The sequence below is a fragment of the Halanaerobaculum tunisiense genome, from assembly GCF_054657635.1.
The window spans coordinates 24,934-48,671 of sequence record NZ_BAAHYI010000007.1; the positions used below are offsets into that span (position 1 = coordinate 24,934).

A 23,738-nucleotide genomic window follows, 5' to 3' on the forward strand; every position below is an offset into this window, starting at 1 on the left:
GCCCCAGTCTGATTTAACTGAGGCAGGTTGAATAACTATATTTGACGGCTCATTTCCTCTCGTTCATTCCAGGCTACTAATATAGGACTAGCTACAAAAATAGAAGAATACGTTCCTGATAACATCCCAATTAATACAGCTAACATGAAGGTATGAATAGTAGCCCCACCTAAGAATAAAACCGCTAAAATCGGCAATAAGGTAGTAATTGAGGTATTAATAGATCGTGGTATTGTCTCCATTATCGCTTGATTATTAATTTTGGCAAAAGATTCATTCCGTTTAGCATATCTGATCCGTTCTCTAATTCTATCAAAGATAACAATTGTATCATTGATAGAATAACCTACAATAGTTAATACAGCTGCTACAAAAGGACTATTAATCTCCCGACCTAGCAGAGAAAAAAGACCCATAACTAGCAAAATATCATGTCCTAAAGCCAATAAAGCAGCAATTGAAAATCTAAACTGGAATCTAAAACTAATATAAGCTACGATAGCTAAAGCTGCTACCACTAACGCCCAAAAAGCATTAGCCCGCAACTCTTGTCCAATAGTTGGCCCTACTACAGAAGTCCTTAGCATCTCAGCAGTAGAATATTCACTTTCAATCTTCTGCTGTAAAGAAACAACTTGATCGTGGTCTAACTTCTGGGTTCGAATTATAATTCCTGGGCCCCCAGTTGTCTGGAGCGTACTCTTTTTGTCTAATCCATAATCAGCTAAAATATCACGAACATCATCAGTCATTACTTTTTCATCAAATTGAAACTCCATAATTGTTCCGCCAGAAAAATCTATTCCTAGGTTCATGCCTTGGGTTAAAATAGAAATCAACCCTACTGTAATTAAAAAACCAGATATAATAAACCATAACTTTCTATTTTCAATAATATTCACGCCAATTACCTCCTTGACCAACCGAGAAGTTTATCTTGCTTAAGTAAATCAGTATTTAAAGCTAAATTAACAAGCATTCTAGTAACTATAATAGCAGTAAACATACTAGCTAAAATACCAATACTAAGGGTAATAGAAAATCCTTTAATAGTTCCGGTTCCAAAGTAAGCCAGAATAGCAGCTGTAATTAAAGTCGTTACATTGGAGTCTAAAATAGTTCTAAAAGCTCGCTGGAATCCAGAATCAACTGCTGCCTTAATAGTTTTACCGGCTTGGTATTCATACTTAATCCGTTCAAAGATAATAATATTAGCATCAACTGCCATACCAATTGATAAGATTAAACCAGCAATTCCTGGTAGAGTTAAAGTAGCATTTAAACCAGCTAAAGTTCCTAAGACTATTACTGAATAAAAAGCTAAAGCAATAGAAGCTAAAAACCCTGGTAATCTATACATCAAAGTCATAAATAAAACAATTAAAGCCAGACCAATAATCCCTGCTTTAATACTCTTATTAATAGAAATTTGACCTAAAGTAGGACCCACAGTTCTATTTTCAATCACCTTAACTGGGACAGGTAGAGAACCTGCTCTCAACAATAAAGCATCTTGCTGGGCTTCTTTAAGACTTTCATAGCCAGTAATACTAGCTTCACCACCAGTAATTGGCTCCTGAACATTAGGATTAGTTAATAATTCATCATCTAAATAAATTCCTACTCTTCTTCCTACATTATTTCTCGTTACTTCAGCAAATTTTTCACTACCTGCATCATTTAATTTAATAACAATCACAGGTTGGTTAAATTGTCCGCCAAAACGAGCTTTTGCTTCTTGTAAATATTCACCTGTCATTAAGACATTCCCTGCTTCATCCTTAAATTTCAATTGAGCTGTCTTACCAATCGTTTCAATTGCTTCATTAGGATCATTAACACCTGGTAATTCAACTATAATTCGATCTTCACCTTGCCGTTGAATAACTGGTTCAGTTAACCCCATTTCATTCACTCGGCGATTAATAACACTCATAACCCTTTTCATCGCCTTATCATCTACCTGATTTTGCTCCGTATCTTGAGCTCTTAAGACTACATGAGTACCACCTTGTAAGTCAAGCCCTAACTTAATACTTTCATTTAACGGATAAAGAAAATAAGTAGCTAATAATAGTAAAGCTATCATACTAACAACTTTACCAATTCTTTTTTGTCTCCAATTCATTTCTGTTGCCCCTTCCTTATTCCTTTCTAATACTATAATTTAAATCATACTAACAACTTTATTATATCTTCTGACAAGGTGGCTTGTCAATTGATTACTATATCTATAGCAAATCAATTATTGAACACTACATTATTTGCGCCCCATTAATCAGTAAATGAAACTGACAATCTAAAATCTCAGCTGCTTTTCTAGACATTACCATTCTATCTAGAAAGATCTCAAAGTACTCCATAACCAAGCTTACTTCAGTATCAATCTCTACATCTAAAGTAATAGTCTTTTCCTGTTGATTAATCTCTATATCTGAGCCCTTAGCAGCATAATTCACCCGATCATGAATATCAAAGGTAGCAACCTCTCTATTTCTAACTCGACTATAGTGTACATCAGATTTATCGGCAATAATCAAAGCAGCAGTCACAGGATCAACAGCTGCTCCATCTCGATGGTCATGTCTTCCTATAGCCCCGGTAATAACTCCAATTTCTTGATAGGAGACATCAAATTCAGTTAATATTCTCTCAGCTAATAAAGCAGAACTATGAGCGTGGTCAGCTCGATTAACTAAATTGCCTATATCATGTAAATAACCAGCAATCTGGGCCAACTCCACCTGCCGGGGCGTATAATCCAATTCGGCTAAAATTCTTCCGGCTACTTCTGCTACTAGACTAGCATGGCGAAACCCATGTTCAGTATAACCAAGACTGCCTAAATGATCATTTGCTTCCTGGATATAAGCTTTAACACGACTACTATTTCTGATATCTTTTAGGGTAATATCACTCATTATCAGTCTCCTTTCCTAGTTACTCCTATTTTTAGTATGCTAGGATATATCTAACCTATTCAAAAAAAGAAAAAACCACCCTACTAAGGTGGTAATTAATTATCCTCTAATTGTTCAGTGTGCTTACACTGAGGATAATTACTACAACCTAGAAAAGCCCCTCTTCTACCGGAAACCTTCCTTAGTAAACCTTCACATTCTGGACAGTGACCATACTTCCCTCCAGCCTCTTTATACTGCTCTAGATCTTCTTTAATAACAATATTTTCCCCTTCTGGCAACTTAAAGCCATCAGGAATACTAATTGTATCCTCACAATCACATTTAGGAAATTTACTACAACCTAAAAATGGCCCCTGTTTCCCATCTCTAACTACCATAGGGTGACCATTAGAACAACGATAATCTGTCTTTACTGGTTGAGATTTTTGCTTCTCTATCTGTTGTTGTCTTTTTTTAATTTGCTCTTTAACTTCTAAATAACCATCCTTAATCTGTCTACTATCAATTTCAATTCCTGAGGGAATATTAACTGTATTCTGGCAGTCCGGATAATTAGCACAACCTAAAAATTTACCAGTCTTACCCTCCTTTAATACTAAATCACTATTACATTCACTACAACTCATATCAGTTTTAATTTGATACGCCTTTTTATCCACTTCCTTAGTTGCCAACTCATCTAACTCAGGTTCAAAAGTAGACCAAAAATCATGTAAGTATTCTTGCCAATCTAAATCACCATCACTAATTGTATCCAGTCCCTCTTCCATCTTAGCTGTAAAATCAACATTGATTAGATTAGGAAAATGTTCGACTAAAAAATCATTAACTTTGATCCCCAAAGTAGTAGGGTAGAATTTACCATGTTCAACTTTGATATACTTTCTTTTCTTTAGAGTAGAAATAATATTACTAAAAGTAGAGGGCCGCCCAATATTCTTTTTTTCTAAAGTCTTGACCATCTTACTTTCTGAATATCTCCTAGGTGGCGTAGTCTCTTTTTTATTGACAGCTAAATTGGATAACTTTAATCTTTCACCTTGGCTTAACTCTGGTAACTGACTTTTATAGTTAGAATTATCCCGATTCAGATTAACAAAATATCCTTCAAATATAATCTTATTAACTAGCCCTCTAAATTCATAACCATCTTTGTTAACCAAAATCTCTAGTTGTTGATACTCCATTGGCGATAATTGAGAATTTAAAAAACTATTCCAAATTAACTTATATAACTTATATTGGTCTTGAGTTAAACTATTACTTACTTTTTGCGGGGTTCGATAAATTGAAGTAGGTCTAATAGCTTCGTGACCATCTTGCGCCTGCTTAGAAACATTACGAGAATAACTATAAGTATAATCCTGACCAAAATTATCAGCAATAAATTTTTGGGCTTGGCTTTGGGCTTGCTTACTAACTCGAGTACTATCTGTTCTCATATAAGTAATCAAACCTACAGTTTCCCCATTCACTTCTATTCCTTCATATAATTGTTGAGCCAGATACATAGTCTTTTTGGAAGAAAACTTCAATTTTTTATAGGCTGTCTGTTGGAGAGTAGATGTTGTAAAAGGGGGATAAGGATATTTCTTTTTCTTCTCTGTCTGTAACCCAGTTATCTTAAATTTATCACCAGTAGCTAAATCTTCTTTTAATTTCTCTACTTGGTCCTGTTTATATAATCTAGATTTCTTAACTGGTTTATCAGCTACTTTATTTAACTTGAAATTTTCTAAATTAGTCGCAAATGCCCCTTTTATAATCCAGTAGTCCTGGGGATCAAAAACTTCAATCTTTCGTTCTAAATCTACTACCATTCGCAAAGCCACACTCTGGACTCGACCAGCTGATAAGCCTCGTCTGATAAACTTCCATAATAAAGGCGATAACTTATAGCCTACCAATCTATCTAAAATCCGTCTTGTCTGTTGTGAATTAACTCTATTGATATCTATATCACGAGGATTATTAATCCCAGCCTGAACCCCACTTTTAGTTATCTCATTAAAGGTAACTCGTTGATAATCATCATCTTGTAAATCAAGAGCTTCTTTAACATGCCACCCAATTGCTTCTCCTTCCCTATCAGGGTCACTTGCTATATAAACAGTATCAGCCTGTTTGTTCGATTCTTGTAAATTACTTAGTGCTTGAGAATTAGTAATGACATAAGTAGGAGCAAAATCATTATCTATATCCACTGCCAATTCCTTTTTTGGTAAATCACGAAAGTGACCTAAACTAGGTTCTACTTTATATCCTTCTCCTAAATATTTACTAATTGTTTTAGCTTTAGCTGGACTCTCTACTACAACTAAATCGTATTCCATAACAAATTATCTCCTTCCTTTTACCAATTTATATCAGTTTTTTACTTTACTATTTAAATCAGTTTACAAATAATTATAGCAGATAATAGCATTTAATCAACCAATCTATATAATAAACTCTAAATTACTATCCTAATCAGCAAAAATAAAAACCCCCGCATTCGGGAGTTTTTATTAAAAAGTATCATCCCTATCATTTTTATTATGTGGAGAAGAGATATAAATATTAACTTTTAAAAACTAATAAGTTGCTCATATGAGCAACTTATTAGTTTTTTTACTTGCTATTCAATTTGGGATAAGAAACATCATCAATAATCCTCATGTTAGTCAGTGGCCAGTAAACCCAAAAACCTCGCCCACTAATAGCATCATAAGGTACATAACCTACTAAAGAAGTCATTCTACTATCTGAACTATGATTTCGGTTATCCCCCAGAACAAAAACATGTTCCTTAGGTACTTGATAAGGGCCAAAATTACCATACATTGGTTCTAAAATATAATCTTCTTTGATTCGATGGTCATTAACATATAAGTTACCTGATACAATTTCTACTGTATCCCCTGGTAAACCAATGACTCGCTTAATATACTTACTTCCTGAGCCACCTTTAGGTTCTAACACTATAATGTCCCCTCGTTCTGGAGTCTGAAAATAATAGATGAATTTATTAACAAATAATCTTTCTCCATCATGTAAAGTATCTTCCATTGAATGGCCTTGGACTATAAAAGACTGAATGATAAAAGTTATAATAAAAAATGCTAAAACTCCTGCAATAACCACTGATTCTATAACTTCTCTAATGGTTTCCTTATTGACCACTTTAGTTAGCCTCCCTAACCTACTCTTCTGCCTAAGCTTCTTCTGATTCAGCTGTTTCTTCTTCAGCTAAGCTACGCACTGAATTACGTGAAATATTAATCTCCACTTCAGAAGCAATTTTTAATTCTAGCTCATCATCTTTTACTTCCGTAATTTGTCCTTTAATCCCCCCAATAGTTATTACCTGATCACCTTGCTCTAACTTAGCTATCATCTCCTCGTGCTGTTGTTGCTTATTTCTCTGTGGTCTGATGAATATAAACCAAAATACCCCAAACATAATAATCCATGGAGCTACACTAATCAATAATTTACTCATTCCTATTCCTCCTATTCTTTAATTTATATATTCAAGATACAACTTTAAACTCCTGGCTTTTACAGAAAAATCTAACTTTCTAATCCATACTTATCATAAAATTCTGCTCGATATTCCAAAAATCTATCCTCCTGGATTGCTTCTCGGATCTGTTCCATCATATCTAATAAAAAGTATAAATTATGATAAGTGGTCAACCTTAACCCTAAAATCTCATTCCGTTTGATTAAATGTCTAATATAACCTCGAGTATAGTTTTGACAAGCATAACAATCACACTCCGGATCCATAGGAGTAAAATCTTTCTTAAACTGAGCATTTCTAATTGTAATCCGTCCGTGACTAGTAAAGACAGCTCCATTACGAGCTACTCTAGTTGGAAAAACACAATCAAACATATCTACACCACGCATAACTGCTTCAAATAAATCATAAGGCGTTCCTACTCCCATCAAATAACGAGGCTTATTTTCTGGTAGTAACTCAGGAGCATAATCGAGCACCTCTAACATTTCTTCTTTAGATTCACCAACACTTAAGCCCCCAATAGCATACCCAGGTAGATCAAACTGAGTAATTTGAGCAGCACTTTTTTCTCTAAGATCCTGATGCATACCTCCTTGCATGATTCCAAATAAAGCTTGATCATCTCGAGTATGAGCTTCAATACATCTTTCTAACCATCTAGTTGTCCTTTCTAAAGACTCTTCAATATACTCCTTGTCGGCTGGATAAGGAGCACATTCATCAAAAGCCATAATAATATCAGCCCCAAGACTCATCTGGATCTCAACTGATCGTTCAGGACTAATAAAGTGTTTAGATCCATCAAGATGAGACTGAAACTCCACGCCTTCTTCTGTCACCTCATTTAAATCACCTAAACTAAAGACTTGAAACCCACCACTATCAGTTAAGATAGGACGATCCCAATTCATAAATTCATGTAATCCACCAGCTTCTGCTATCAATTCATGACCAGGGCGTAAATATAAATGATAAGTATTACTTAAGATAATCTGGGACCCAATCTCCGTTAATTCTTCTGGACTCATCGCCTTAACTGTAGCCTTAGTTCCTACAGGCATAAAAATAGGAGTATCTATCTTACCATGAGGAGTTGCTAACTCTCCTACTCTAGCTTTAGTATCACAACACTTTTTATCCAATTCATACTCAAACTTTGCCATCTTAGTCCCTCCAATGTTTTTAGTTTACAATTTACAATTAGGTTTTAATTAGTTTTTCAACTATCAACTCTACATTATACACTGTACACTATAAAATAAGCATTCCATCACCTAAACTATAAAATCTATACTCCTCTTCAATTGCTTTTTGATAAGCAGTTAAGATTCTCTCCTGTCCCGCCAAAGCAGCTACCATCATAATTAATGTTGATTGGGGTAAATGAAAATTAGTAATTAAAGCATCAATTGCCTTAAAATTATAACCTGGATAAATAAAGATATCAGTCCAACCTTGCTCAGCCTCTATTTGTCCTTTATCATTTGCTACTGTCTCTAATGTACGAGTAGTTGTTGTACCCACTGCAAACACTCGATTACCTGCTTCTTTAGTCTCATTAATCAACTGAGCAGCTTCTTTAGATACCTCATAATATTCGGCATGCATATCATGCTCTTCTACTTGATCAACTTTAACTGGTCTAAAAGTACCTAACCCAACATGAAGCGTAATATCGATAATCTTAACTCCTTTATCCTTTAACTCCTGTAACAAACGCTCTGTAAAATGCAAACCTGCTGTCGGCGCTGCTGCAGCTCCTCTTTTTTCAGCATAAATCGTTTGGTATTTATCTGGCTCATCTAATTCTTCTTTAATATAAGGAGGTAAAGGCATGTTACCTAATTTATCTAAAATTTCCTCAAAGACTCCTTCATACTCAAACTCAACTACTCGGCCTCCAAAATCAGTTACATCTTGTACTGTAGCCATTAATTCTCCTTCTCCAAATACAATTTGGGTTCCTACTTTAACCTTGCCATTAGCCTTAACTAAGGTCTCCCAAGTATCAAGTTCAACCCGATTTAGTAGCAAAAACTCAACTTTACCACCTGTTTCTACTTTAGAACCAAATAATCTAGCTGCAATCACTTTAGTATTATTGCGCACTAAAGCATCTCCTGGTTTAAAATAATCAACTATCTGGTTAAAAGTTTGATGTTTGAGTTCATCTTGTTGACGGTCAACTACCATCAACCGTGACTCATCTCGTGGTTCAACAGGTTTTTGGGCAATTAATTCCTCTGGCAAATCAAAATCAAATTCTTCTACTTTCATCTTAATTCCTCCAAACTTAGATAGCATTTATAATATAAAAAATATTTGATCTAATATTTTACTTTGTAATCAGGTTTCGAGAACTTTTTTCCTTCGGATACTTTTTTGTTCGTGTTACATTCCAGGTGAAATGAGATTAACCAAATAATAAATTTGCTTAACCCAATCTCATTTCACCTTCTATTTCACACCCATGAACAAAAAATTATAAGGTCAGTGTAAAAGACACTCGAAACCTTTCTAGCTTATAAGATTCTCTACTGAATTAATCGCAATAACAAAGAAATAATTATACTGGCTAATATTGAAGTAGTGATCGGCAAATAAAAACTAAAGTTATCCCCTGTTATATGAATATCTCCAGGTAAGTTACCTATAGGTAATCCAGCTTTCCAAGCTAGTCCACCACTAATCAAAATAATTCCTAACCAAATTATTAGATTAGGTAACTTCATAACTTTCCCTCCTTAAAAGAGGCTCTCCTCTGCTTCTTCAAACTGATAATCAAAGTGCTCATAAGCCAATTTAGTAGCCTTTCTTCCGCGAGGAGTCCGCTCTAAAAAGCCTAGTTGTAATAGATAAGGTTCATAAACGTCTTCGATTGTCTCCTGTTCTTCATTAATTGCTGCTGATAAAGTACCTACCCCTACTGGTCCACCGCTGAATTTCTCTATAATAGTTGTTAAGATTTTACGATCGATTCTATCCAAGCCAAGTTCATCCACTTCCAAACGGGATAGAGATTTATGAGCTATCTCTTGAGTGATAATCCCCTCGCCTTCTACTTGAGCAAAATCCCTGACTCTTTTTAGAAATCGATTAGCAATTCTAGGTGTTCCCCGCGATCTACGAGCAATCTCATAAGCTCCTGTTTCTTCTATGTTGACCCCTAATACTTGAGCAGACCTAACTACAATTTGGGCCAACTCCTCTTTTTGATAAAAACTTAATCTGCTTAAAACTCCAAATCTATCGCGCAAAGGAGAAGTTAAGCTTCCAGCTTTAGTAGTAGCTCCTACTAAAGTAAAAGTAGGCAAGTCCAATCTTACAGAACGAGCATTAGGCCCATTCCCGACTACTATATCCAAAGAATAATCCTCCATAGCCGGATATAAAATCTCTTCAATCACCCGATTCAAACGATGAATTTCATCAATGAATAACACATCATGGGGCTTTAAGTTAGTTAATACTGCTGCTAAGTCACCTGGTTTTTCAATTGCTGGCCCAGAAGTAACTTTAATATCAACTCCTAATTCATTAGCAATAATATTAGCTAAAGTTGTCTTCCCTAAACCAGGGGGCCCAGACAATAAAACATGATCTAAAGATTCACCGCGATTTTTGGCTGCCTGAATAAAGACTTTAAGATTTTCTGTTGCCTTCTCTTGGCCAATATAATCTGCAAAGCTTTGTGGTCGTAAGTTTAAATCCAAGTCATCATCTGCCCTCTGATCAGCAGATACAAATCTTTCTTCCATCTTTTCACCCCCTATGTAATTAAAAATTTATAGTTTATTGACTCAAACACTGTAAGCCAGCTTTAATTATCGACTCCACATCTTGATTGGCATCTTCCTGGGTAACCTTCTGTACCGCCTGACGAGCTTGAGACTTAGTATAACCTAAATTAACTAAACCTTGCACTGCCTCATTAACTTGATTATTAGATACTGTTGGTTCCTGACTTGACTCAGTAAGTTGCTCTACTTCTACTTTTTCCTGCAACTCTAAAATCAGACGTTTAGCTGTCTTATTCCCGATTCCTTTGATCTGCTTTAAAGTCTCAGTTTCTCCATTAATAATTGCTAGTTTAAATTCTCTAACCGATAGACTTCCTAGCACCCCTAAGGCAACCTTAGGGCCAATTTTAGACACACCAAGCAACCTCTCAAATAATTCCAATTCTTCTACTGTAGCAAAACCATATAATCTAATAGCATCTTCTCGAACATAAGTATAAATATGTAATTCAATCTGCTTATTAGCAGTTAAACTATCTTGTAAACTAGTTGGTAGATAAACTTTATAGCCTACCCCCTGAGCTTTAACCACTGCATAATCCAGTCCCTGTCTAAGAAGTTGGCCCTCTAAATAAGATATCATGTTATCCCTCCCCGCTTAACCAAAAGAAAAAAACAGTCACCAATAGACTGTTTTACTAGCAAAGATTAGTTTGTAGCACTAGCTAAACCTTCTAAATAACTTAACATTTCTTCTCTACTTTCTACTTTAATTCCTAGTTGTAACTCTTTTAGATCTTGTTGAGATAGATCCTCAACTCGTATATCTTTTCTAATCTCCACTACTTCATGCTCGCCTAAAACTTCTCCGCGATAAACAGCTACATAACCATCTTTAATCCCCAAATAAAGGTTATTAGATTCCTGACTGGAATCTTCTTCAGACTCCGAATTTTGATCAGTATCAATTATATCCTGTAACTTAGGTGGTTGTTGAGTCTGTTGTTCCTTTTTTACCTCAATAACTACTTTTTGAGGACTAAATTGAGTAATCTCTCCAGTAGTTAATTGATTAGCCAATTCTTCTTGCGATAAACCTACCAAAGAATCATCAGTCTGTTGATGAGTGAGTATCTTCTCTTCTTCCAGTGAATTAACTTGTTTAAGAATCAATTCAGTATCTACATCAACCTGCCTTTGATCAGATTGTCGTTGATTTAACTTCTGTTGTTCTTTTTTAACTAAATCTTTTAACTCTTTACTTTGTTCAGGTTCATTATCAGTTTTAGAATCTAAGCCAAAGAAATAATCACTTCCAGAAACTTGTAGTCCATTTAAACCTAAATAAGTTATTACAGCAACCAAAAAGATAAAAGCTACTATTGCTAAAATACTTTTAATAACTTTCATTAAAACCCCTCCAACCTTTATACTGTCACCCTTTATTATTCCCTATAATAGGCTCCAGTAAACATTTACTTCCCAACCAGATTGAAGAGGCGCAATTAAAATTATATTTCGTCTGCAATTTCCTCCATCACTTTCTCAGAAATATTAAAATTAGCATAGACATCCTGAATATCATCATGGTCTTCTAGTTTATTCATTACCTTGACTACTTTTTTAGCCTCAGCTGGATCATCTAAAGTGATTTCATTATTAGGTATCATCACTAAATCTCCTGAGTCAAATTGATACCCATCATCTTCTAAAACTCCTCGCACATCCTGTAAATCCTCTGGATCTGTATAAATATCAACAGTTTCCTGATTAAATTCTATGTCCTCAGCTCCTGCTTCTATAGCATCTAACATAGCATCTTCTTCAACCACTTCATAATCAGACCGATCAATTACTAACTGCCCTTTTCTCTCAAACATCCAAGCTACACAGCCATCTTCACCTAAATTACCACCATGACTAGATAATAAATGTCTTAATTCAGAGACAGTTCTATTCTTATTATCCGTCATTACTTCCATATATAATGCCACTCCAGCTGGAGCATAACCTTCATAGACATATTCTTCGTAATCAACACCTTCTAGTTCTCCAGTTCCTCGCTTAATAGCCCGTTCAATATTATCCTTAGGCATATTAGCATCTTTAGCCTTTTGAATTGCTAAATCCAAATCACTATTAACTTCTGGGTCGCCACCACCTTCTCTAGCAGCAACAGTAATCTTTTTAACTAACTTAGAAAACAATTTGGCCCGTCTTCTATCTTCTTTTTTCTTCTGATGTTTAATATTACTCCATTTAGAGTGTCCAGCCATCCGAATCCCCCCCTAATATATAAGTATCAATTATTTATTTTAACATACCACTTAGCTATTTTCAATTTTCACTGGTCAGCAGAATAGTCTTCAATAACTGTTGATTTAGGGTATGAACCCAGCATTTTATACCAGGAAGTTTTCGCCTGTAACTCCTGTAATGTCTGCTGAATTTTATTATCTTGGCGATGGCCTACAAAATCTATAAAGAATATATAATCCCCTAGTAACTTCTTAGCTGGTCGTGATTCAATCCTAGTTAAATTGATATTCCGCTGGGCAAATTCATCCAAAATATTATATAAGGCTCCTGGATGATCTTCTAGCGGAGAACAAATCAAAGAAGTCTTATCTTGCTCAGTCGGCTGATTATCAGTTTTAGCTAAAACAATAAACCTAGTCCAGTTCTCTTGATTGTCCTGAATCCCTTCTTCTAAAACATGAAGTTGATATTTCCGAGCAGCATGTTGATTACCAATTGCTGCCCAAGTACTATCTAAATTGGGAAGTCTTCTAACTGCTGAAGCAGTACTATTAGCTGTATGTACTTTATAATCTCCTAGATTAGTCTCCAAAAACCTACGGCATTGAGCCAAAGCTTGAGGATGAGAAATTATATGTTTAATTCCTGCTAAAGCATCATCTCTTCCTAACAAACTATGTTCTATAGGGATTATAATCTCATTTGTAATCCACAAATCAAATTCTACTAATAAATCTAAAGTTAAAGTAACTGCTCCTTGTAATGAATTTTCAATCGGTAATACCGCTCCATTAATTGTTTCTTCTTTAACTGCTGTTACTAAGCTTCTTAAGTCAGGATAAGCTAAGTATTCAGTTACCTCCCCTTGGTATTTTTGAGCTGCTAATTCAGCAAAAGTACCTTGCGGACCTAAAAATCCCATCTTCATTCTATCCACTCCTTAGTACTAATCAATTTAAAAATAAACATCCTCTAATATAATTAAAAGGCACCCCTAAGGATGCCCTGAAATAGTAATAAGTAGATCTATAAGCCGAATTCTGTACCTTTGCAGGCGACAGTCATCTATCTAGGATGGCAGTTACCTACCACCTCAAGCGGCTAACCCGGGAAGCTGAGCGAGCAGCTCTTAACCTCCCCCTATTCAACCTTGCTTCGGATGGGGTTTACCCTGCGGATCTGTCACCAGAGACCCGGTGCGCTCTTACCGCACCCTTTCACCCTTACCTAGCTAGGCTAGGCGGTATACTCTCTGTGGCACTTTCCCGCGGATTACTCCGGCTGGACGTTATCCAGCATCCTGCTCTGTGAAGCTCGGACTTTCCTCAAATATAGCCTTACGCTATACTTACGACTATCCAATCTACTTATTACAATTATTCAATTCTAAAGTAATTATAACACGAATTAAAAGAGTTGTCAATATAATTTAAACTAAATACCTCGATCCATAGCTTGGTTAGCTAATTCATCAGCTTTCTGATTCTGTTCACGAGGAATATGAATAAATTGGACTTCCTTAAAATTATCTATTAATTCTGTAACCTCTGTATAAAGTGGTTGTAAATTATCACTTTTAACCCTATATTCCCCAGTTAATTGTTTAACTAATAATTGACTATCAGCTCTAACTTCTATCTTAGCCTGACTATAATCTTCTAGTAAAGATCTAAGTCCTAAAACTACAGCTTGATACTCTGCTACGTTATTAGTAGCTTTTCCAATATACTCAGTAACTTCTTTAATTGGTTCCTTATTTTTATAAACAACTGCCCCTACTCCTGCTGGACCAGGATTACCTCTTGATCCTCCATCAGTATACATTACTAAATTCATTAATCCACTCCTCCTTAATTACAATATAATATTCTACCACAGCTATTACACAAGATCAACTCTTGATTAGCTTTTACCTTACTAACCAATTTTATAGGCAAGGACATTCTACACCCCAGACAATAACCATCCTCTACTTTGACTACTGCTTTACCATTCTTACTTGCTAATAACTGATCATACTTAGCTAATACTTCCTCGTCTAGACTGGTTATAATTTCTTGGCGTCTTTCTTTTATAGATTCTAATTCCTGGACTTGTTCCTCTTCTTGTTCTTCCTTTTTTTCTTTTACAGCGGATAATTCTCTCTTTTGCTCTGCAATTTTTTCTTCTAACTGCTTAATCTCTTCTTCTATTTCTTCAGCTTGCACCATGAGCTCTAATAAATTTTCTTCTAATTCTTCTTTCTCTAAGGAAATTGACTCTAATTTTTCTTTTAACTGCTCTAACTCTTTAGGGTTAGAATTTTCCCCACTATACAATTGTTTTTCGTAATCTTCTTTCTGTCTTTCTACTCTTGATTCTACGAATTCCTGTTCTTTAATCTTTTCTTCTACCTGAGCTAAATCAGCCTGAGTAACTTCCTTTTTTTGCTTTAATTTTTCTATCTCCTCTTTTAAACTTGCAATCTCTTCCTCAAGTGAATCATTTCCACTACCTTCTTCTATTTCTGTCATCTGCTCATCTAAACTCTGTAATTGATATAATAAGTCAATCTTACTCATTATAACTCCCCCTTTTTCTAAACTAGTGTCATAGAAAAAAGGTAGGTCAACTACTGACCTACCTAAATTACCTTCCACGGATTCGTATTAATTTGCGACGGTACTACCTCAACTGTAATCTCTTGTTGTAAACATTCAGCCATACCTTGGGCCATGATTTTTTCTGTCCCATAATGTCCAGCATCAATTAAATATAGTTCATTCTCCTTAGCCATTTGAGCTTCATGATATTTTACATCTCCAGTAACTAGTACATCAGCCTGTTTATTAGCTGCAGTTGTAATCAAATCAGCACCGCTACCACTACACAGAGCTATTTTTTTTACTTGAGCCTCTAAATCCCCTACAACCTTAATTTGCTCTAAATCTAATTCTTCTTTAACTAATTGGCTATAATCCTCTAAAGTAGTAGCTGTGGTTAACTTGCCTATCCTTCCCAATCCAAATTGACTACCTTGCTTATCAAGAGGATAAATATCATAAGCAACTTCTTCGTAAGGATGAACTGCTAGCAAATCATTAATTACCTGATCTAATTTATCTATAGAAACTATTGTCTCTAATCTATATTCTGCAACCTGATTGACCTCACCTGGCTGACCTAAATAGGGATCTGCTTGCTCTAAAGGCTTAAAAGTTCCAGTTCCTGCTTGATAAAAAGCAGTATGACTATAGTCTCCTAACCAACCTCCTCCTGCTTGAGCTATAGCTTCTCTAACTGGATCAAGGGCCTTTTGAGGTACAAAAACAACTAACTTTTTTAATTGTTGACTACTAGTAACTTCTAAAACTTCTGTCTCAGTTACTTTTAACTTAGCAGCTAATAAATCATTTAGCCCCTGAGGAGCAATATCGTAATTAGTATGAGCTACATAAAAAGCAATATCCTCCTTAATTGCTTGGTGAATAATTTGCCCTTTAGGAGTAGTAAAATCAATTTGAGAGAGTCCCTTGAAGATAAAAGGATGATGAGCAACTATCAAATCAACGTTATTATTAATTGCTTCTTGTAACACTTGTTGATTAATATCTAAAGTAACTAATACTTTATCTATAGCTTGCTTAGAATCCCCCAACTGCAAACCAACATTATCCCACTCCGCTGCTAGGCTAGATGGAGCTAAATCATCTAGTGCAGCAATTATCTTCTCTAATTTGACAGCCATTCTTTTACCTCCTGAATTCTTCTTAACTTAGTTTCTAATCTTTCTATTTTAGGATGTTGAGGAGCTTCAGTAGTGATATCAGACTTAATAGTCTGCCATTTTTCTTCTAAATCAGTTAAGTAATTATCTAATAAAGGATCTTCTGTCTCTAATAATTTAGGGCCAATTTCCAATAAAAAATCATCTTTTAACTCCATTGCTCCTGGCGTAACTACAATAATCTGATAAAACCGGTCATCATCGGCCACTAATGCTTCATTGATAATCTCAAATTTATTTTCCACTAACCACTTTCTTAAAGCACCAGCCCCCACCATAGGTTGTAAAATAATCCGCTTTAGACTATGAGCTAAATCATAATCCTCAGCCAAAATCTGGCGAATAGTCTGGCCGCCCATGCCAGCAATCACCGCTGTATTGACTTCATACTTATCCAAAACTGATAAACCATAACCTAATCTAACATCAACCTTGTCTGCCACATCAGCTTCCCTAACATGATCTATAGCAGCCTGATAAGGTTGTCGATTACAATCACTAGCAATTAACTTAGTACACTCTGTATTACGCGCCAAATAAATTGGCAGGTAAGCATGATCTGTTCCAATATCAGACAGACTAGTAGGCAACTCCAAGACAGATACTATCTTTTTTAAACGCGGGGATAAGTTCATACTCCACTCCTTATTATAGGTTTTGTTAGTATTATATCTAAATTAATCGCTTGATATCAAGTATTTTCCTAAAATTACATTGAATTCAAAACGAGAAAACTCCACCTATTACTAGATGGAGTTGCTTCTTAGTTTAAATAGTCTTTTAACTTTTTACTTCTACTAGGATGTCTTAGTTTCCGTAAAGCCTTAGCTTCAATCTGACGAATTCTTTCTCGAGTAACACCAAACTCTTTTCCTACTTCCTCTAAAGTACGAGAACGACCATCTTCAATTCCAAAGCGAAGTTCTAATACCCTTTTCTCTCTATCTGTTAGACTATCCATTACTCCATCTAACTGTTCCTTGAGTAACATTCTAGAAGCCGCAGCTGCTGGTTCTGGTGAATTTTCATCTTCAACAAAATCACCTAAATAGCTGTCTTCCTCTTCCCCAATTGGAGTTTCTAAAGACACAGGCTCCTGAGCAATCTTCTTAATTTCTTGTACTTTTTCTGGATTTAAGTCCATTTCATCTGCAATCTCTTCATCAGTAGGTTCGCGACCTAATTCCTGAACTAAATGTCTAGTTACTCGAATTAATTTATTGATTGTTTCTACCATGTGCACGGGTACTCGAATTGTTCGAGCCTGATCTGCAATAGAACGAGTAATAGCCTGTCTGATCCACCAAGTAGCATAGGTACTAAATTTGTATCCTTTAGTGTAATCAAACTTTTCCACTGCTTTGATCAATCCTAAATTACCCTCTTGGATTAAATCTAAAAATAACATCCCACGACCTACATATTTTTTAGCAATACTAACTACTAACCTCAAGTTAGCAGCTGCTAACTTCTGCTTAGCCTCTTTATCTCCTTCATCTTTTCTCCGGGCCAACTCTTTTTCCTCATCAGCATCTAACAATGGAACCTTACCAATTTCTTTTAAATACATCTTAACTGGATCATCAATGCCAGCTGCATCAGGCACTCCAAAATCTATATCACTAAAGTCAAAATCTTCCTCCTCATCATCTTCTTCTGCTTCCTTATCTAAATCTTCTTCTTCATCTTCAGCTGCATCTTGATCATCTTCACCATCATCTACTGATAAACCTAATTCCTCTAATAATGAGGCGGTATCTACTGCATCATACTCCGAGTCATCTTCTTGGCTAGCATTAGTAGCAGATGCATCATCCTGATCCACTACTGTAATTCCTTCCGCAGCAAAGATATCATAAATTTCCTCTAGTTGTTCTTCATCTAAATCCACATCAGATAAAGTCTGCTGAATATCATCCTCAGACAACTGACCAGCCTCTCTACCTTTATCTAATAAACTTTTGATTTCCTCTTGCATCATTTGTGGTTGTGCAGCCATTAGTTACCCTCCTTTCGCAACAAACGTTGATACTTTTGATATTCTTGTAATAATTGATTTAATTTACTAACATTATTTTCAGCTTCAGCCTGCTTAATTTCGGAATCTAAACTTGCAATTTTCATTCTTAATTGATACTCCTTTACTTTACTTATATGATCAGCAAACATTTTATTTAAGTCACCATTAACTACGCCTTCTACCGACAACTTAAGTAACAAGTTTTTGAGTTCTTCTGCCTCAACTTGCTCTACTAAATCTGCCACTACAAATCTATCACTTTCAGCAGCATAATTATAAATATGAGAAATAATCTGTTGATATTTATTATTATTAAAATCATTAGGAGATAATTCTTGTTGTAGTTTAGTTATAAATTCAGGATGATTGATCACAATCTTGATTAATCCTTCTACTGCACTATCATATCCACTTACCTGTTTATCATCTAATTCTTCTGCTAAATCATTATTAATATTATACCTAGTTTGCTTCTTTCTATCCTGATTACTTTGAACTCGATAGTTCCTGTAGTGATTAACTTCTTTTTTAAGTACTCCCAAGTCAATATTTAATTCTGCAGCTACTAGTTTAGAGTACTCATCTCGTTCAATATCAGCCTCAATATTAGCTAAAATCGGCAATAATTCCTCTACTATAGCTAGCTTATCATCTACATCTTGAAGTGTATTAGCCTCTAAAACATTATCTATTTTAAACTGGACTAACGGAACAGCCTGCTTGATCAATTCTTGCCAAGAGCTAGCCCCTTCTGCTTTAATAAAATCATCTGGATCCTGATCGACAGGTAACTGAATAACTTCTACAGCCAATCCTTCTTTTTTTAAGACATCTAGCCCACGCACTGTTGCTTCAGCACCCGCTATATCAGCATCATAAGCAATATAAACTTTCTCAGCGTATCTATGGAGTAGCTCAGCTTGACCTTGAGTTAAAGAAGTTCCTAAAGAAGCAACTACATTCTTGATCCCGTGCTGATAAGCAGTGATCACATCAGTATATCCTTCCATTACTATTGCTTCTTCTTGCTGGCGAATTGATTGTTTAGCTTGATCCAAGCCATACAGATTATAACTTTTATCAAATACTGTAGTTTGGGGCGAATTTAAATATTTTGGCTCATCATCTGGACTTAATACTCGGCCTCCAAAACCAATAGGTTGTCCACGATGATTACAAATAGTAAACAAAATCCGATTTCTAAACCGATCATAATATCCGGCAGAATTTTTACGAGGAATCACCAACCCTGATTTAGCTAAAATTTCATCCGAATAGCCTTTCTTTTGTAAAAATTTATATAACTGTTCCCACCTATCAGGGGCAAAGCCTAATTTGAATTTTTCCATTATTTCTTCGGTGAAGCCTCGTTCTTTAAGATATTTATAACCTACTTCCCCAATATCTGATTCCAATAATAAATACTGGTAAAACCTAGTAGCTAACTTATGAATTTCAAGCAATTGTTGCCTTTGATTTCTCTTTTTTCTATTCTGAACAGAAGTCTCTTGATCAGGCAGATCAATATTAGCTTTATCAGCTAAATATTCTACTGCCTCTACAAAACTAAGCCCTTCCACTTCCATAACGAAATTAAAGATATTGCCTCCTACACCACAGCCAAAACAATAATATAACTGCCGGTCAGGATTAACATTAAAAGAAGGGGTTTTTTCCTGATGAAAAGGACATAAGCCCATATAACTACTGCCCTTAGATTTTAACTTAGTATACTCATTAGCAATCTCCACTAAATCATTACTATACCTAATTTTTTCAATTAAATCATCACTATAATAACCATGATTCAAAATGATTCACCCTTTAGCAACTATTATCCCCTAAGTCATCCTCCTTTATAAACTAGTAAAGTGCCTTCTACGGCACTAAAAGACTTTCGACAATTCTATACAAATTCCTGCTCCAAACTTAAAAAATCTATTCATTATTATTTCCTATAGCAGATGACTCATACTAAATCTGCAATTTAAATCAATTACATTCTTCGACGTAATCTATCACCAAAAGACATTTTTACTATTAATTTAACCACTATATTATAATTACAAGATAATAATTGAAATTCCTCCCCTGAATTATAAATTATTAGCTATTAGCCAATTCAAAATCTAAATTCTTAACCAAAAACTCCTAGGCAACTACCTAGGAGAAGAACTTACTTAAGTTGATTAATCTGTTTAGCCAAGTCCTCAACCCGTCTATCAGTTACATCAACAACTGGCAAATCTAGTTCATTCATTATTCGCCGAAAGTAAGTTAGTTCTTCTTGAATTCGTTCTTGGGTAGTATACTCAGTAGCTAACTCCAACCCTAAGTTTAATAATTTTTCTTTTCTATACTTCTTTAGCTGATAAGCAGCAATTGTTAAGCCCACTATCTTAGCTTGATAGGTTACTAATTTAGATAATTTAAAATCCAGTTCAGGTACTACAGGAAAATTAGCTACTTTATGTCCCTGATAAGCTAAAGACAAAGCTAGAGGAGTTTTAGCTGTACAAGAAACACCGGTTAAAATAATATCTGCCTTATCTAACTTAGCCCAATCCAATCTATCATCAGCTGCTACAGTAAATTCTATTGCTTTTATTTTTGTATTATAGTTTTTTTCTAATTCAACCATTATTAAACCTCCTATCCAAAAATATTATTATTGGATAGTTAAGATTATTATTAATTCATTATCCCCCCCATGAATAATAATGGCAATATTTTTAGCCTTTACAAAAAATCAAAAAGTTTGGTAGATAATCTACCAAACTTTTCTTTTTATTAATTAGATTCTATTTTAGCTTGGGCAGCTGCTAATCGAGCTACTGGTACTCGATAAGGAGAACAACTAACATAATCTAAACCATATTCTTGACATTGGGCAATTGATTTTGGTTCTCCACCATGTTCTCCACAAATTCCTACCTTTAAATCTTCATCAACTTCTTTCCCCAGATCAGTAGCAAATTTAACTAACTTTCCTACTCCAGCTGCATCTAAAGTAATAAATGGATTATCTTCTAAAATTCCTTCATCTAAATAATAATTCAAAAACTTACCTTCAGCATCATCTCGACTAAACCCAAAAGTAGTCTGAGTTAAATCATTAGTTCCAAAAGAGAAAAAGTCAGCTACTTCAGCAATTTGATCTGCTGTCATACAAGCCCTTGGCAATTCAATCATAGTCCCTACTTTATATTCTAGATTCACTCCAGCTTGCTCTAATAATTCATCTGCCAACTGCTCTATTCTTTCTTTTAAAAACTTGAATTCATTAACATGAGTAACTAATGGAACCTTAATTTCTAATTTAGGTTCTATACCATTATCTATTAATTTAATAGCTGCTTTGATTAAAGCTCGAACTTGCATATCATATATTTTAGGTATTTTTACTCCTAATCTACATCCTCTAAAGCCTAGCATTGAATTTGATTCGTTCATTTCTTTAACCTGTTTTAATAAATCTACTTTCTCTTGTAGCTCCGTTTCTTTTTCTTGATACTTTAATTCTGTTACTTCTTTAGTTAATTCTATTAAATCAGGTAAAAATTCATGTAATGGTGGATCTAACAAACGTACTGTTACTGGGTAACCTTCCATTTCAGTAAGAATTTCTTCAAAATCATCTTGTTGGATTAATTCTAATTCTGCTAAAGCTTCTTGTTTTTGCTTTTCCGAATCACTTAAAATTAACTCTTGCATTATTGATAATCTATCAGATGCCATAAACATATGTTCCGTTCTACAAAGCCCAATTCCTTCTGCTCCAAACTCATAAGCTTTTTTGGTATCTTTTCTATTATCTGCATTAGTTCTGATATTTAATTCCCTATATTCATCAGCCCACTCTAATATCTGTTGACACTCTGGACTTAACTTCGAATCCATCATTTTTACACTACCTAAAATTACCTCACCAGTCGTACCATCAATCGTAATATAATCTCCTCTAGTTATTTTTTGTTCCCCAATTAAAAATTCTTCATTTTCAAAATCAATTTTAATTTCTTTACAACCACAAACACAAGGTTTCCCCATACCTCTCGCTACCACTGCAGCATGACTGGTCATTCCACCTCGAGTAGTTAATACACCTTCTGAAGCTAATACACCATTAATATCTTCAGGAGTTGTTTCTAAACTGACTAAAATTACTTTTTCATCTCTTTCAGCTAACTTTTCCGCCTCATCTGCTGAAAATACTACTTTACCAGCAGCTGCTCCAGGAGAAGCAGGTAAACCTTCAGTAATAACATCCTTATCAATCTCAGGATCTATTTGTCTATGTAACACTTTTTCAATATTCTCAGGAGTAACCCTCAACAAAGCTTCTTCTTCGGTTATTAAGCCTTCTTCAACCATATCTGAAGCTATTTTAATAGCAGCCTTAGCAGTTCTCTTCCCAGTTCTAGTCTGTAATAAATATAATTCTCCCTCTTCAATTGTAAACTCAATGTCCTGCATATCTCTATAGTGATTTTCTAAAGTTTTAGTTATACCTACTAATTGTTCAAAAACCTCTGGTAGCTTTTCTTCTAAAGATTTAATAGAACTAGGAGTCCTAATCCCAGCTACTACATCTTCTCCTTGAGCATTTAATAAATATTCACCATAAAATTCTTTTTTTCCTGTAGATGGATTTCTGGTAAATACAACACCAGTTCCAGAATCATCCCCCATATTTCCAAATACCATTGTTTGAATATTAACTGCCGTTCCTAAATCATGATCAATATCGTGAGCATCACGATAAACAATAGCTCGCTTGTTATTCCAAGAACCAAAAACAGCTTCTACCGCAGTAATCAACTGCTCTTTTGGATCTTGTGGGAAATCAATTCCAGCTTCTTCTTTAATAATAGATTTATACTTAGAAACTAAGTTCTTTAAGTTTTCACTTGTTAACTCTAAATCATTTTCTAAATCTAATCTCTCTTTTAGTCTATCTAATATATTATTAAATTTATAAGAATCAATTTTCAATACTACATCCCCAAACATCTGAATAAACCGACGATAACAATCATAAGCAAACCGCTCACTTGTTTTTTTAGCTAATCCCTTAACTGATTGATCATTTAATCCTAAATTTAAAATAGTATCCATCATACCTGGCATAGAAATTACTGCTCCAGAACGAACTGATAACAATAATGGATTATCCTTATCTCCAAATTGTTTACCAGTTTTTTTCTCTAAATCTGATAAACGCTCTTTTATTTCTTCCTGTAAAAAGTTAGGCAATGTTTCATTATTTTGATAATAAAGATTACAAACTTCTGTAGTTAACGTCATTCCAGGAGGAACAGGTAGATCTAAACTAGTCATTTCTCCTAAACTAGCACCCTTACCCCCTAATAATGATTTTAAATCTAAAGAACCTTCCTCAAAAGAATAAATATATCTTTCATCAGTATCTTTTTTGTTAATTGCTTTTTTATTAACAGCCATTTTATCCCCTTTCTTTTTTAAGAAATAAATTTATTTCTATTTAAGTTTCTTATAAATT

Annotated in this window: 22 protein-coding genes and 1 other RNA gene; all 23 read right to left on the reverse strand. The window is 34.7% G+C overall.

Annotated elements, in window-relative coordinates; all coding sequences use genetic code 11:
- Window positions 1-35 precede the first annotated feature (35 nt).
- Window positions 36-902: a protein translocase subunit SecF gene (gene secF / locus ACYQ3D_RS07560; RefSeq protein WP_459837521.1), complete on the reverse strand. Its 867-nt coding sequence runs from the start codon at window positions 900-902 to the stop codon at window positions 36-38.
- A gap of 5 nt (window positions 903-907) precedes the next feature.
- The gene (gene secD, locus ACYQ3D_RS07565) at window positions 908-2,128 is read right to left on the reverse strand and encodes a protein translocase subunit SecD (protein ID WP_459837523.1); all 1,221 of its coding nucleotides are present in this window, start codon (window positions 2,126-2,128) and stop codon (window positions 908-910) included.
- 127 nt (window positions 2,129-2,255) lie between these two features.
- On the reverse strand, window positions 2,256-2,921 hold the full coding sequence (locus ACYQ3D_RS07570) for an HD domain-containing protein (RefSeq protein WP_459837524.1): 666 nt from the start codon (window positions 2,919-2,921) through the stop codon (window positions 2,256-2,258).
- A gap of 95 nt (window positions 2,922-3,016) precedes the next feature.
- Window positions 3,017-5,257 carry a type I DNA topoisomerase gene (topA, locus tag ACYQ3D_RS07575; RefSeq protein ID WP_459837526.1) on the reverse strand — a complete coding sequence of 747 codons (2,241 nt, stop codon included), beginning with the start codon at window positions 5,255-5,257 and terminating at the stop codon, window positions 3,017-3,019.
- Window positions 5,258-5,534: 277 nt separating this feature from the next.
- Window positions 5,535-6,086, reverse strand: coding sequence for a signal peptidase I (gene lepB / locus ACYQ3D_RS07580; RefSeq protein WP_459837527.1), 552 nt, complete (start codon window positions 6,084-6,086; stop codon window positions 5,535-5,537).
- A 31-nt stretch (window positions 6,087-6,117) separates the two neighbouring features.
- A complete protein-coding gene (gene yajC, locus ACYQ3D_RS07585) occupies window positions 6,118-6,405 on the reverse strand; it encodes a preprotein translocase subunit YajC (protein WP_459837529.1) in 288 nt (95 codons plus the stop codon).
- A 71-nt stretch (window positions 6,406-6,476) separates the two neighbouring features.
- The gene (gene tgt, locus ACYQ3D_RS07590) at window positions 6,477-7,595 is read right to left on the reverse strand and encodes a tRNA guanosine(34) transglycosylase Tgt (protein ID WP_459837531.1); all 1,119 of its coding nucleotides are present in this window, start codon (window positions 7,593-7,595) and stop codon (window positions 6,477-6,479) included.
- Between the two features lie 88 nt (window positions 7,596-7,683).
- On the reverse strand, window positions 7,684-8,709 hold the full coding sequence (queA, locus tag ACYQ3D_RS07595; RefSeq protein ID WP_459837533.1) for a tRNA preQ1(34) S-adenosylmethionine ribosyltransferase-isomerase QueA: 1,026 nt from the start codon (window positions 8,707-8,709) through the stop codon (window positions 7,684-7,686).
- A 257-nt stretch (window positions 8,710-8,966) separates the two neighbouring features.
- Window positions 8,967-9,164: a DUF2905 domain-containing protein gene (locus tag ACYQ3D_RS07600; RefSeq protein WP_459837535.1), complete on the reverse strand. Its 198-nt coding sequence runs from the start codon at window positions 9,162-9,164 to the stop codon at window positions 8,967-8,969.
- Window positions 9,165-9,176: 12 nt separating this feature from the next.
- Window positions 9,177-10,190 (reverse strand): Holliday junction branch migration DNA helicase RuvB, encoded by a 1,014-nt coding sequence (ruvB, locus tag ACYQ3D_RS07605; protein ID WP_459837536.1) that lies wholly within the window; start codon window positions 10,188-10,190, stop codon window positions 9,177-9,179.
- 34 nt (window positions 10,191-10,224) lie between these two features.
- Complete coding sequence (gene ruvA / locus ACYQ3D_RS07610) at window positions 10,225-10,815, reverse strand: Holliday junction branch migration protein RuvA (RefSeq protein ID WP_459837537.1); 591 nt, start codon at window positions 10,813-10,815, stop codon at window positions 10,225-10,227.
- Window positions 10,816-10,880: 65 nt separating this feature from the next.
- The gene (locus ACYQ3D_RS07615; protein ID WP_459837539.1) at window positions 10,881-11,582 is read right to left on the reverse strand and encodes a BofC C-terminal domain-containing protein; all 702 of its coding nucleotides are present in this window, start codon (window positions 11,580-11,582) and stop codon (window positions 10,881-10,883) included.
- 101 nt (window positions 11,583-11,683) lie between these two features.
- Window positions 11,684-12,448, reverse strand: a complete 765-nt coding sequence (locus ACYQ3D_RS07620; protein ID WP_459837540.1) for a YebC/PmpR family DNA-binding transcriptional regulator — start codon at window positions 12,446-12,448, stop codon at window positions 11,684-11,686.
- A 68-nt stretch (window positions 12,449-12,516) separates the two neighbouring features.
- On the reverse strand, window positions 12,517-13,359 hold the full coding sequence (gene pheA, locus ACYQ3D_RS07625) for a prephenate dehydratase (protein WP_459837542.1): 843 nt from the start codon (window positions 13,357-13,359) through the stop codon (window positions 12,517-12,519).
- Window positions 13,360-13,444: 85 nt separating this feature from the next.
- Window positions 13,445-13,801, reverse strand: an RNA gene (gene rnpB / locus ACYQ3D_RS07630) — RNase P RNA component class A.
- A gap of 64 nt (window positions 13,802-13,865) precedes the next feature.
- On the reverse strand, window positions 13,866-14,267 hold the full coding sequence (locus ACYQ3D_RS07635) for a ribonuclease HI family protein (protein WP_459837544.1): 402 nt from the start codon (window positions 14,265-14,267) through the stop codon (window positions 13,866-13,868).
- A 14-nt stretch (window positions 14,268-14,281) separates the two neighbouring features.
- The gene (locus ACYQ3D_RS07640) at window positions 14,282-14,992 is read right to left on the reverse strand and encodes a zinc ribbon domain-containing protein (protein WP_459837546.1); all 711 of its coding nucleotides are present in this window, start codon (window positions 14,990-14,992) and stop codon (window positions 14,282-14,284) included.
- A 62-nt stretch (window positions 14,993-15,054) separates the two neighbouring features.
- The gene (locus tag ACYQ3D_RS07645; protein ID WP_459837547.1) at window positions 15,055-16,158 is read right to left on the reverse strand and encodes a Nif3-like dinuclear metal center hexameric protein; all 1,104 of its coding nucleotides are present in this window, start codon (window positions 16,156-16,158) and stop codon (window positions 15,055-15,057) included.
- Window positions 16,143-16,832 carry a tRNA (adenine(22)-N(1))-methyltransferase gene (locus ACYQ3D_RS07650; protein WP_459837548.1) on the reverse strand — a complete coding sequence of 230 codons (690 nt, stop codon included), beginning with the start codon at window positions 16,830-16,832 and terminating at the stop codon, window positions 16,143-16,145. Before ACYQ3D_RS07650 ends, ACYQ3D_RS07645 begins: the two co-directional genes overlap by 16 nt.
- Window positions 16,833-16,960: 128 nt before the next feature.
- Window positions 16,961-18,196 (reverse strand): RNA polymerase sigma factor RpoD, encoded by a 1,236-nt coding sequence (gene rpoD / locus ACYQ3D_RS07655; protein ID WP_459837550.1) that lies wholly within the window; start codon window positions 18,194-18,196, stop codon window positions 16,961-16,963.
- On the reverse strand, window positions 18,196-20,028 hold the full coding sequence (gene dnaG, locus ACYQ3D_RS07660; protein WP_459837551.1) for a DNA primase: 1,833 nt from the start codon (window positions 20,026-20,028) through the stop codon (window positions 18,196-18,198). The genes rpoD and dnaG overlap by 1 nt, the downstream gene beginning before the upstream one ends.
- Window positions 20,029-20,393: 365 nt before the next feature.
- Window positions 20,394-20,858: a kinase/pyrophosphorylase gene (locus ACYQ3D_RS07665; RefSeq protein ID WP_459837552.1), complete on the reverse strand. Its 465-nt coding sequence runs from the start codon at window positions 20,856-20,858 to the stop codon at window positions 20,394-20,396.
- A gap of 149 nt (window positions 20,859-21,007) precedes the next feature.
- A complete protein-coding gene (gene ppdK, locus ACYQ3D_RS07670) occupies window positions 21,008-23,680 on the reverse strand; it encodes a pyruvate, phosphate dikinase (RefSeq protein WP_459837554.1) in 2,673 nt (890 codons plus the stop codon).
- Window positions 23,681-23,738 lie beyond the last annotated feature (58 nt).

What these genes read in the sequence shown, in the direction of transcription:
- ACYQ3D_RS07620 (WP_459837540.1), bottom strand. Translation starts at nt 12,448, where the DNA reads ATGGCTGGACACTCTAAATGGAGTAATATTAAACATCAGAAGAAAAAA.
- topA (WP_459837526.1), bottom strand. Translation starts at nt 5,257, where the DNA reads ATGGAATACGATTTAGTTGTAGTAGAGAGTCCAGCTAAAGCTAAAACA.
- pheA (WP_459837542.1), bottom strand. Translation starts at nt 13,359, where the DNA reads ATGAAGATGGGATTTTTAGGTCCGCAAGGTACTTTTGCTGAATTAGCA.
- ruvA (WP_459837537.1), bottom strand. Translation starts at nt 10,815, where the DNA reads ATGATATCTTATTTAGAGGGCCAACTTCTTAGACAGGGACTGGATTAT.
- ACYQ3D_RS07645 (WP_459837547.1), bottom strand. Translation starts at nt 16,158, where the DNA reads ATGGCTGTCAAATTAGAGAAGATAATTGCTGCACTAGATGATTTAGCT.
- ACYQ3D_RS07665 (WP_459837552.1), bottom strand. Translation starts at nt 20,858, where the DNA reads ATGGTTGAATTAGAAAAAAACTATAATACAAAAATAAAAGCAATAGAA.
- tgt (WP_459837531.1), bottom strand. Translation starts at nt 7,595, where the DNA reads ATGGCAAAGTTTGAGTATGAATTGGATAAAAAGTGTTGTGATACTAAA.
- ACYQ3D_RS07570 (WP_459837524.1), bottom strand. Translation starts at nt 2,921, where the DNA reads ATGAGTGATATTACCCTAAAAGATATCAGAAATAGTAGTCGTGTTAAA.
- ACYQ3D_RS07615 (WP_459837539.1), bottom strand. Translation starts at nt 11,582, where the DNA reads ATGAAAGTTATTAAAAGTATTTTAGCAATAGTAGCTTTTATCTTTTTG.
- ppdK (WP_459837554.1), bottom strand. Translation starts at nt 23,680, where the DNA reads ATGGCTGTTAATAAAAAAGCAATTAACAAAAAAGATACTGATGAAAGA.
- secD (WP_459837523.1), bottom strand. Translation starts at nt 2,128, where the DNA reads ATGAATTGGAGACAAAAAAGAATTGGTAAAGTTGTTAGTATGATAGCT.
- ruvB (WP_459837536.1), bottom strand. Translation starts at nt 10,190, where the DNA reads ATGGAAGAAAGATTTGTATCTGCTGATCAGAGGGCAGATGATGACTTG.
- ACYQ3D_RS07635 (WP_459837544.1), bottom strand. Translation starts at nt 14,267, where the DNA reads ATGAATTTAGTAATGTATACTGATGGAGGATCAAGAGGTAATCCTGGT.
- yajC (WP_459837529.1), bottom strand. Translation starts at nt 6,405, where the DNA reads ATGAGTAAATTATTGATTAGTGTAGCTCCATGGATTATTATGTTTGGG.
- ACYQ3D_RS07640 (WP_459837546.1), bottom strand. Translation starts at nt 14,992, where the DNA reads ATGAGTAAGATTGACTTATTATATCAATTACAGAGTTTAGATGAGCAG.
- rpoD (WP_459837550.1), bottom strand. Translation starts at nt 18,196, where the DNA reads ATGGCTGCACAACCACAAATGATGCAAGAGGAAATCAAAAGTTTATTA.
- ACYQ3D_RS07600 (WP_459837535.1), bottom strand. Translation starts at nt 9,164, where the DNA reads ATGAAGTTACCTAATCTAATAATTTGGTTAGGAATTATTTTGATTAGT.
- ACYQ3D_RS07650 (WP_459837548.1), bottom strand. Translation starts at nt 16,832, where the DNA reads ATGAACTTATCCCCGCGTTTAAAAAAGATAGTATCTGTCTTGGAGTTG.
- queA (WP_459837533.1), bottom strand. Translation starts at nt 8,709, where the DNA reads ATGAAAGTAGAAGAATTTGATTTTGATTTGCCAGAGGAATTAATTGCC.